This is a genomic window from Oleiphilus sp. HI0079, from assembly GCF_001635105.1.
Genome location: NZ_LWFT01001152.1, coordinates 1 through 809 on the forward strand (window position 1 = coordinate 1; position 809 = coordinate 809).

Below are 809 nucleotides of genomic sequence, written 5' to 3' on the forward strand. Positions count from 1 at the left end.
GTTTAGGGATTCAATTAATGAAGTGCGTATAGAGGGGCATACGAATAGTGCGTGGAACGATGCTCCACTAGATGTTGCTTATTTCAAGAACATGGATTTATCTCAAAGACGCACAAGGTCCGTTCTGGAATACGTCTATTTGTTGCCCGATGTGATCGCTAGCAAGGAGTGGATGAAGTCCAACATTGCTGCGGTTGGATTGTCGTCATCTAAACTGATTTACCATGATGATACGCGCACCGATGAGAACTGGCAGGCGTCGAAGAGGGTAAGCTTTCGGGTGATTACCAATGCGGATATACAAATTAAACGTATATTGCAGGAATAATCATGAAGCTCGATATCGATCTAAATGAGTTGTGGGCCTGTGTTGACAGAATGGGCGCCCAAAGACAGAAGCTTGATCTCGATGAGATTTGGGACAGCTCAACATTTGCTATTGATACCGAGCTCGAATCTGGTATCGAAATAAAACTAGAAGACCTTGAAACTGATCAAGGGCTTTTAGGAATACATGGCCGTCAGGTGGTCTTATTTATTCCCGACCATGCCTTTCGAGTTGAAACGGCTATACAGAGCCCCGGTCAGGGAAACAAGTTTCATGTCGCTGATTGCAAAACACTAGATGACATGAAAAATCGAAACCGGTTTGAGCGCTACCATGTTACTAACAGTATTACCGGAGAGTTCCCTGTATTCGGCTACAGCCAAATAACCAAGCGACAAGTTGAAGGGAGCGCAAATCTCAGCGTTTGTAAGAACTGTCTGAACTTTCTGAATTATAAGGGGGCTGATACTGGGTCCGCTCA

1 protein-coding gene and 1 pseudogene are annotated in these 809 nt (G+C 44.6%); both read left to right on the forward strand.

Features of this window, described 5'->3' with window-relative positions:
* Positions 1–328 (forward strand): OmpA family protein (locus A3750_RS20440; protein ID WP_156498790.1); only part of this gene is annotated, 328 nt, incomplete at its 5' end.
* Positions 329–330: 2 nt separating this feature from the next.
* A pseudogene (locus tag A3750_RS20445) lies at positions 331–809 on the forward strand (hypothetical protein); the annotation flags it as partial.